The organism is Coprococcus intestinihominis (genome assembly GCF_040096555.1).
Lineage (GTDB): Bacteria > Bacillota > Clostridia > Lachnospirales > Lachnospiraceae > Coprococcus_A > Coprococcus_A intestinihominis.
Genome location: NZ_JBBMEK010000136.1, coordinates 1 through 8,540, shown reverse-complemented (window position 1 = coordinate 8,540; position 8,540 = coordinate 1). Strand labels below are relative to the sequence as shown.

Genomic DNA, 8,540 nt, shown 5'->3' with positions numbered 1-8,540 from the left:
TTTTTCAGGTGCTTCAGAAGCTGTATTATTTACATCATTTTTCTTATTTACACCATCTAAGGACTTCATTGTCGGGAGCTTTTTTGTGGTTCTTTCATACTCGACCAAGCTGGTGTTAATACTATTAAATTCTCCATATTCCAATTATCCCCCATACTTCATATTTTTGCTCTACTTTGAGTCACTTTGCGGGCAAATGATGTAAAATATGATGTAAATGATGTAGGGCGATAGTAGTATATGCAAGAGCATATTCATATACAAGAAATTATAACTTCTCTTATTTACAATGTCAATCCACATCAAAGTAACGCTGCCTTATCTTTTCCTGCTTCAGAACAAGAAAAAAGAACACACAACACTCTGTATGTTCTCTTTCTGTATGTGAAGTCCAATATTATACTACGAAGTAGCTATCCAATCCTTTGAACTCTGCCGCTTTCATTTCCTTTGTAACATCAGCATAGATGTTCAGTGTAGTTGAAATGTCTGAATGTCCGAGTGCGTCTTGAATGACCTTTATATTTACTCCAGCTTCACACATTCTTGTTGTAAATGTATGTCTTAGCGAGTGACAGCTAAAATGAGGAAGTAACACATCAGGTTCATCACTGTGCAAAAACTGCTCATCATTGCAATCACGGATAATTCTTCGAATTGCTTTGTTGAGTGTGGCTTGGTGCTGTGCCTGACCAAAACGATTGATGAAAATAAAATCTGTATATCCGTCAATCGTGACCTCGCAATGAAGTCCTAAATCTTCCTGCTTCTGTTTCTCCTGTTCAAATGCTTCTCTCACAAAACCGAGCATTGGAACCTGCCTCATACTCGCCGGAGTCTTCGTTGTATTTACATTGAAATAACAGCCGCTTTTACTTCCCTTAGTCCTATGGTCATAATATACAAGAGTATGATTAACATCAATCATTCCACTTTCCATATCAATATCACACCATCTCAATCCGGTCACTTCTCCCACACGAAGTCCAGTTCCTATCATTACTGCAAAGACTGGATACCAGTGTTCATATACAGGGTGGGTTTTCAGGAAATTCAGAAATAGCTCCTGCTCCGGTTTCGTCAACGCTCTACGCTTTTCCGACTGAAAACAATGTGCTTTTTTCAATTCTCTCAACACATTATCTGACGGGTTATTTCTGATGAAGTCATCATCGACAGCAATCTGTAAAACCTGATGAAGAACCGTATGTATATTATCAATCGTTGAAGGCTTCAAATTTCTTTCATCAACAAGATAATTGTAGTATTTCTTAATATCCGATTTCTTCAGCGTTGATATTCTTTTACTTCCAATCACTGGTCGCACAAAGGTATTGTACATATATTTGTAATTTTCAAAGGTATTATTCTTCAGCCCTCTTTTCATATTTGCCCAAAGGTCAAATAATTCATCAATGGTTGTGTATCGTGCTTCAGTCTTAATACCATCACATTTATCTTTCTGAATACGCTTCTCTTTTTCTCTCAAATCATCTAAAGTTCTTGCGTAAACAAATCTTCTTTTCATCTGGCTGTCCTGCCAGCTAAATTGATAAGTACCGTCTTTTCTCTGAACCTCTCCGGTTTTCAGAACAACCCTTGATTTATCTTTTCTTTTTGTCGCCATTGTATCCTCCTAAATTCTAAACTGCTTATCTATATATTTGTCCAGTCGTTCCCTCACAATATGGATTTTATTGCCTATCCATATTGCAAAGGGACAACCTGCTTGATTAGACAACTCACGCAACTTCGTTCTTCCTATACCGGAATATGCTGCGGCTTCTTCGATTGTCAGCCACTTTCTTTCCCATATCGGTTTTTCAGTATTGCTTATGAGTTTTTCCTGATATGTTCTTACTTCGGCAAGTAAGCGTTCATCATCATTCAAGGAAAGTAAGTTTTTCAATGTATTCATCAAAAATCCTCCTCTTAATCATTCGACGATTTCCTATATGAAGAACAAATGGGCATTCTTCTTGGCTTGTTAGTTTTCTCAGTCTTTCTCTACCTATGCCAGAATATTCAACTGCTTCATCAATCGTCAAATTAGACTTATGCCATATCGGCACATCATATTTTTTTCGGATAATCTTTTCTGTATCTGCCATTACGGAAGCACCTCCTTGTTTTTTTCTGCCCTTATGATAATTAAAAAATGGCGATGAGCCTATCATGCGAACCGACCCATCGCACATTTTACAAATCAGCTATATCGAATACGCATTATCAAGATATTCGTCCAGTTTTCTTCTTTTAATCAGTCGCTTACTTCCATTCCAAAGAACAAAAGGGCAAAACTCCGAGTCGGACATTTCTCTTAATTTTCTTGAGCCAATACCACAATAAGCTGCGGCTTCTTCTACTGTAAGATTGGACTTCTTCCAGATAGGAATAATGATTTTATTTTCTGTCATTGCTTCCCCTCTTTTCTTTCTTTGATGAATATCTGTCGGTAACAACATAATCCCAACCATCCCCATCACACTTATCACATCTGTCTTTTCGCTTTGCAAATGGGTCAAGTCGCCTTACAATATAGTCCGGATTGTGGATGTAATCATTCAGGCACTTCGGGCATAGACAACGAATATTTTCTTTCCCCTCCGGCTTGTAAACCCAAAGTCCAAAAGTCTTTTTCAAAGTTGCGTTTATCTGCCTGAAAAGTTTATCGTCATCTACCGTACCTATGTATTCACGCAAATCCTCTCTATTGACTGTCCGTATCTGCTCCAGAAGAACCATTGACGGTTTCTTCAGTCCAAACTCCTCGCCAAGAATAATGTGCGATGGCAAATATCTTTTCTTGATTACACTTGTAACCGCTGCAACAATAATCGTCGGAGCATTCTGGTTATAATCGTCTGCCTGAATGACAAGCACCGGACGTTCTCCGCTTTGTACTGAACCACTGTTATCTCCAAAGTCATAGTAGAATAAATCCCCACGACAAATCATTTTTTCTTTCATATACATAACCTCACAAGAATCTAATTTTTAAAGTGTCATTCGTATCCGGAATGAAATAACCCCTTCACTCATTTGGACAAAGGGGTATGAAATGCACACCCAAAATCAGAGATTTTCATAAAATTTGATAAAGTTTTTCTTTGCCGCAGCAATAGACTTATCTACGGAGCTGTAATATACGCCCTCCTGCTTTGCAATCGCTCTGGAACTCAGACCGCAGCACACATTCTTCATAAGGCGTTCCCTTTGAAGTGGCTGCAACATTGAAAGTGCTATCCTTGCTTTCCTGATTTCACACTGACGCAATTCTTCTCTTTCCAGTTCAAGCCTTTCTTCCTCTGCTCTTTCAAATGGGTCGTCAAACATAATGGCAAGTTCTTTATGGAACTGTGAGGACATTTCATCGTCATATCCATAGCAGTCAAGTGTGCGACTGCTTCTCTTTGCATACTTGTCCTCATTTCGGTTTGCATCGTCAATCACTTCTCCCTGTGCAATGGAAAGATGAACAAACGGAGAATATCTTTCTATAACAAAGGGATACTTCTCCCCAAGCTCTTTTACAGACAATTCCGTAATAATCGCCCATTTCTCATCTCCGGTATAACCGTTATATTCGTATTTAAGATTTATCAGTTTACAATCCTTTGCAAATAATTCTTCTTGTTCTGTTAATGTAAGTTTGTTTGTCATTTCCGTAATCTCCTTTGAATTTTGAAAAATTGATAAGTTTCAAAATTCGGAGATTACGGGTACTCAGCTATCTGGCACTGCCAAACGGTATAAAACATAAAAGTCCTTTCCCAAGTAAGGGAAAAGACCTAATACTGCACGAAGCATAATCGAGTAAAACAGCAACAAAAAAGCACCGTCGAATCTGGACAGCAAAGAATACTTCTATTCTTCACTTATCCGGCTTCGTACGGTGCTTGGTAGTTTAGCAAATAAATTGCTTATCTCCGCTTACTCGATTAGAAATCGTTTCGATATTTACTTGTAATCTTCATCGCCTGCAATTCCTGCCATATCCGTTCCTACGGATTCTGCGGAAGTAAGCAAGATTTAAAATGTGGACATTCTTGCATTTCTGACACTTCACACTCAAATGTCCGGTTGCGTCTGAAAAAACTCTTTGTATCCTGAACCCGCAAGTCGGGCAGAGAATATCACGCTCTTTCAGACTTTCTGCTTCTACTCTTGACAGAAGCAATCTCTTTTGTATTTCAGGTTCTACCTGAGTCTGTAACCTCATTGTGAAACACCTCCTAGATTTAACTCATTGGAAATGTACTCAAGGATATTGTGATACTCAAATAGCCCCATATCTCTCAATCTGATAACCAAGGCTGTATAAGATACTCCGATATAAGCTGCCATTCTACGGATAACTGCTTTATCCTTTGAAGTAATGGTATTATCGCCATAAACTTTTATCGGATTTGACTGATTATATTTCGCCAAGGCATTTTCAATAATTCTTCTCGGCATAAGAAGCGAAGCTCCCATTGTATCTGCTTGCCACTCAACAGACGCAAACATCTGAGCCAGTTCCTCTTTGGAATAACTACGCTCACTGTCATACTCTGCATGAAAGCATCCTTCACTCGGCATTGCATACATCTTACTCAAGATATGATGTGACGCTTCGTGTGCCATTGTAAATCTGCGACGTCCCTGCTCCTTTTCAGCAAGAAGAAATTTATCAAGTACGATGGTATCTTTCGGGAAAACAAAGGGAATAATTTTTCCGTCCTGATGTATCAGCAGTGGTGTTGCTCCATCTGCCAGAAAACCAATCCTGCCTGCATCATCTTCTGCAAAAAAAGCGTATTCAATTCGTAACATAAGAAATTCTGTAATGAAATGTTCTATGTCGATGGATTGAATCACTCGATTGCTAAACTTATTAGCATAAGCTGTTATCAAGCCTTCGCTGATTTCTTCCAACTCGGCTCTTGACATATAAATACTCAAGTTGTGTCCACCTCCGACTCCACCTTGTCCGGCGGTGCAACTCCTCCGGCAAAGTTCTGTTGTATTTCCGCACTATCCAAATTGATTAGATAGCGAATTCCTTCAAGTGTTCTCATTCGTCTGTCCTCTGTTATAGTTCTTTGATGATGTGACAAGCCACACCCTGAATGCAGCACTCATCTACAATGATGTCTTTCATCTTCTTATTTTCCGGGTGGAGAATGATTTTCTTATTCTCATCATCTCTGAAGTAGCGTTTCAATGTATTCTGATTATCCACAAGGGCAACTACTATATCGCCATCATTGGCTTCTACCTGCTTTTTAACAACCACAAGGTCGCCGTCATCTATCCCTGCATCAATCATAGACTGACCGCTTGCTCTTAATATGAAGAAATCTCCTTTGCCGAAAATAGCAGTAGGAAGTGATACATATTCTTCAATATTTTCTTCCTCATACTGAGGACTACCACAAGGAATAGAACCTACAATCGGTGTCTGTGTCTGTTCGCCACTGTACTTACGGGTCACATTGGTACTAATCTCCTGCCCGTCGTACTCAATCATATTCTTCTCAGCCATCTCTACCAAGTATTTATATGCTGTACCTCTGGCAATGCCAACAGCTTCCGCAATCTTTGTAGTCGATGGGGATTGTCTGTTTTGCAGGTAATAATCCTCGATATACTTTTTTATCTCACTCATAAGTTCAGGACTCTTGCTTCTCATACCTGCACCTCGCTTTCTTTTCTATCGGAAGCAGTTTGCTTTCGATAGTTTTATTATACCTGATACGAAAATTTTTTCAAGTAGGTTTTTCGCAAAAGAAAAGAGGTGTCGCAAATTGCTAACACCTCAAAATTTCTTTGCTTGCACTGAAATCATTAACTCCAATGGCTTACTATTTTTCTCTATTCTCATCTTTTCTTATACAATACAAGTTCCGGATTCTTACCGTCTTCTTCATAAGTGCAAATAAGAATAAAATCAATATCTGCAACAACGCCGAAACATCTATCGCCGCCGTATTCACATTCAAGCTGATTGCCCAGATATGTCTTTGCCTCATTCAAAAACTTAGCCGCTTGCCCATTCGGAAGCCGGTACTCAAGATTCACATACTTTCCCACAAGGGCATTCAGTTTTTCCACCTTTGGCATTCCGTCAACATTCAATTCGTTAATTTCATTGATTAACTTTTTCTTGAATTCTTCAAACTGACCGTTATCACTAAGCTCATCATATTTCTTCCAGTAATCCAAAGTAGGAAGCAGCTCTTTCATATAAGAACGGGCTTGTTCCTCCGTGAAATTCTCGCTTACCATATTCTTAACACAAACTTCAATCAAATCATCCATATCATTGTAAGTATATGTTCCGTCGGCATAACACCACTTACAATAGTCCTCATTGAAAGAACCATCGTGATTGTGTCCGATAATATCATCATCTTCAAGCGGCATTCCGCAGCATTGACAAATAAGCTTTCTCGGTGAGCCTAAAAGTGTATTTATGGAAACATCGAATACTTTTGACAGCAATTTCAATGTTTCCGTATTCGGAACTGTTTCTCCGTTTTCCCAACGTGAAACTGCCTGACGACTTACAAAAACTTTTTCTGCAAGCTCATCCTGCGACATTCCCTTTTGAGTACGAAGTTCAAGTATGACCTGTTTTGTATCCATTATGCAGTACCTCCCTTACACCTTTATTATAGTCTCACGCATTATCTCAAACAAGCAACTCGCAGTTGCTGTCCTTATTACTCGCCTTTTTCGTTCACGGCTAACCAAATTTCACAATGATAGTTTGGGGCGGTTGTATTCACAAACGGATAAACTTCAAACTCCACGCCCTAAGCATATTCATACTTCGAGCTTTGTGGGAAGATTCTGCCGTTTCTTGACATCGTATGCTTTGGAGTGTTACATTTCCTGTTCTTTGTTTCCTTTTTCCTGCATACCCTCATCGGCTTGTGCAATCATCTGTTTGTACTGTTCTTTCACACTTTCCGGTGCAAGTATCTGTACTTTTCCATTAAAGCCAAACACCCAACCGAAAAAGGTAGGGCTGGCTGATACTTCGGTCTGTACCCTGAAAGACGTCATATCATACGCAAGGGTTGTCACATCTTCTCCGAAACGGTCAACCATTGTTTTCATCAGACTGTTATCACACCGTAAATCCACAAGAACTTTCTCGCCTGAGAACATAAAGAAAACTTCCTTTGTGTAATTTTCAATATCAAAATCATCAGGCATAGGAATAATGTCCTTATCCAATATCTCAGGTTTTGAAGCAATACGGTCTACTCTGAAATTGATAACCTTACTTTTCTTCTCAGAATATCCGAGAACATAATAATAGTCCCCACACCAGAGAAGTTTATACGGACTGAGCTTATACACTTCGCCCTTGTTCTTCAGAACCTTTTTCTTTAATCCAGTATAATCATAATACTGAAAAGAAATCTGCTTGCCTGCATTGATGGCGTCGTTTATAGCGTCAATAATGTAATATATCTGCTCATTATCCGGCTTAATGCGATTGACCACATAGTTATTACGCTTCAGCTTTGCCACCTGCCCCGGACTGGTCATCGTATGTATCTTCTCAATCAGAGTTTCGCTTTTCTTCTTTGTAATGAACTTCGATGACTCCACTGCATCTATCAGCAGTTTCAGTTCCGGCAATTCAAACTTACGGCTGGCTACAAAATATTTGCTCTGAGTAGAATGGATAGTAACAATATCCATTCCAAACTCCTGAAGTGCAGCAATATCTTTTGTGACCGTCGTTCTATGTGCAGATATTCCGTATTCATCATTCAATATATTGATTAGCTGCGTCGTCGAAAGCGGATGTTCCTCGTCCGTTCGTTCCTCTAATATTTTCTTTAAGTATAATATTCTCGGCTTTGTTTCCATTGTTTGCCCTTTCCAAGCTATTACTCATACAGTCCTTTGAACATTTCTCCCTGTATCACGCTGATTTGTTCAGTCGGAATTACTGTTTCATCCTGCATAATCAGTTTGCGTTCAAATTCATCAATCTTTTTCACTATGCCGGAATGCGTGAGATATGCTCCTCCGGATTTTTTATCATCAGGCACGAAATAAGTTATTGATATTTCCTGTTCTGTGCCGATATTATCTCTAATCATATTTAATTGGTCATTTAATTTCATAATGACTTCATCGCTTAACTCTAACCGTTCATCTGTTAGCCTTGCAGTCTCTTTAATGGCTGCATCGTGTCCTGTAAGTGCCGCAAAAGGTGCAAACTGTGCTGCTCTGTCGTGAAGTGACATACGAGGATGGTTCTTCGATGTCGGATTCGGCAGATTGATTATATCGTCATAGGAATGTTCATCCATCTGTTACAGCACCTCCTTTGCTCGACAAACTTGAATTTATAGTCCTCTCAAAACCAATTTGCTTTTTCTTCTCGAAATACGGGAATATCACTATCTCGATATGGATTGTAATTATGAAGATTGCAACCAAACTCTTTTAATGATTTTATTTTGTTATCCTGTGTCCATACAATTAAAGATATTCCGTCAAATTCTTCAACATTTCCATTATTCATTTTG

12 protein-coding genes and 2 pseudogenes are annotated in these 8,540 nt (G+C 39.0%); all 14 read right to left on the bottom strand.

From position 1 onward, the window contains the following. A pseudogene (locus tag WMO25_RS18935) lies at nt 1–75 on the bottom strand (methionine--tRNA ligase subunit beta); the annotation flags it as partial. Between the two features lie 322 nt (nt 76–397). Then, nucleotides 398–1,627 carry a site-specific integrase gene (locus WMO25_RS10905; protein WP_349085352.1) on the bottom strand — a complete coding sequence of 410 codons (1,230 nt, stop codon included), beginning with the start codon at nt 1,625–1,627 and terminating at the stop codon, nt 398–400. A gap of 9 nt (nt 1,628–1,636) precedes the next feature. Beyond that, on the bottom strand, nt 1,637–1,918 hold the full coding sequence (locus WMO25_RS10900; protein WP_349085350.1) for an excisionase: 282 nt from the start codon (nt 1,916–1,918) through the stop codon (nt 1,637–1,639). Beyond that, nucleotides 1,884–2,111, bottom strand: coding sequence for an excisionase (locus WMO25_RS10895; protein WP_002594705.1), 228 nt, complete (start codon nt 2,109–2,111; stop codon nt 1,884–1,886). The genes WMO25_RS10900 and WMO25_RS10895 overlap by 35 nt, the downstream gene beginning before the upstream one ends. A gap of 99 nt (nt 2,112–2,210) precedes the next feature. After that, nucleotides 2,211–2,417: an excisionase gene (locus tag WMO25_RS10890; RefSeq protein WP_002594704.1), complete on the bottom strand. Its 207-nt coding sequence runs from the start codon at nt 2,415–2,417 to the stop codon at nt 2,211–2,213. Beyond that, nucleotides 2,404–2,970: a type II toxin-antitoxin system PemK/MazF family toxin gene (locus tag WMO25_RS10885; protein WP_002594703.1), complete on the bottom strand. Its 567-nt coding sequence runs from the start codon at nt 2,968–2,970 to the stop codon at nt 2,404–2,406. Before WMO25_RS10885 ends, WMO25_RS10890 begins: the two co-directional genes overlap by 14 nt. 105 nt (nt 2,971–3,075) lie before the next feature. Continuing rightward, nucleotides 3,076–3,663 (bottom strand): sigma-70 family RNA polymerase sigma factor, encoded by a 588-nt coding sequence (locus WMO25_RS10880; protein WP_349085347.1) that lies wholly within the window; start codon nt 3,661–3,663, stop codon nt 3,076–3,078. Nucleotides 3,664–3,973: 310 nt separating this feature from the next. Next, nucleotides 3,974–4,222, bottom strand: coding sequence for a DNL zinc finger (locus WMO25_RS10875; RefSeq protein WP_015530047.1), 249 nt, complete (start codon nt 4,220–4,222; stop codon nt 3,974–3,976). Further along, entirely contained in the window at nt 4,219–4,917 is a 699-nt protein-coding gene (locus WMO25_RS10870) for an ImmA/IrrE family metallo-endopeptidase (protein ID WP_349085346.1), read from the bottom strand. Before WMO25_RS10870 ends, WMO25_RS10875 begins: the two co-directional genes overlap by 4 nt. A 157-nt stretch (nt 4,918–5,074) precedes the next feature. Then, nucleotides 5,075–5,650 carry a transcriptional repressor LexA gene (gene lexA, locus WMO25_RS10865; protein ID WP_257361170.1) on the bottom strand — a complete coding sequence of 192 codons (576 nt, stop codon included), beginning with the start codon at nt 5,648–5,650 and terminating at the stop codon, nt 5,075–5,077. A gap of 212 nt (nt 5,651–5,862) precedes the next feature. Beyond that, on the bottom strand, nt 5,863–6,630 hold the full coding sequence (locus WMO25_RS10860) for a zinc ribbon domain-containing protein (RefSeq protein ID WP_055161137.1): 768 nt from the start codon (nt 6,628–6,630) through the stop codon (nt 5,863–5,865). Nucleotides 6,631–6,870: 240 nt separating this feature from the next. Beyond that, nucleotides 6,871–7,872, bottom strand: a complete 1,002-nt coding sequence (locus tag WMO25_RS10855; RefSeq protein WP_035402043.1) for a helix-turn-helix transcriptional regulator — start codon at nt 7,870–7,872, stop codon at nt 6,871–6,873. Between the two features lie 20 nt (nt 7,873–7,892). Further along, entirely contained in the window at nt 7,893–8,321 is a 429-nt protein-coding gene (locus tag WMO25_RS10850) for a hypothetical protein (protein WP_008118560.1), read from the bottom strand. A gap of 47 nt (nt 8,322–8,368) precedes the next feature. Then, nucleotides 8,369–8,540: pseudogene (locus WMO25_RS10845) on the bottom strand (nuclear transport factor 2 family protein); the annotation flags it as partial.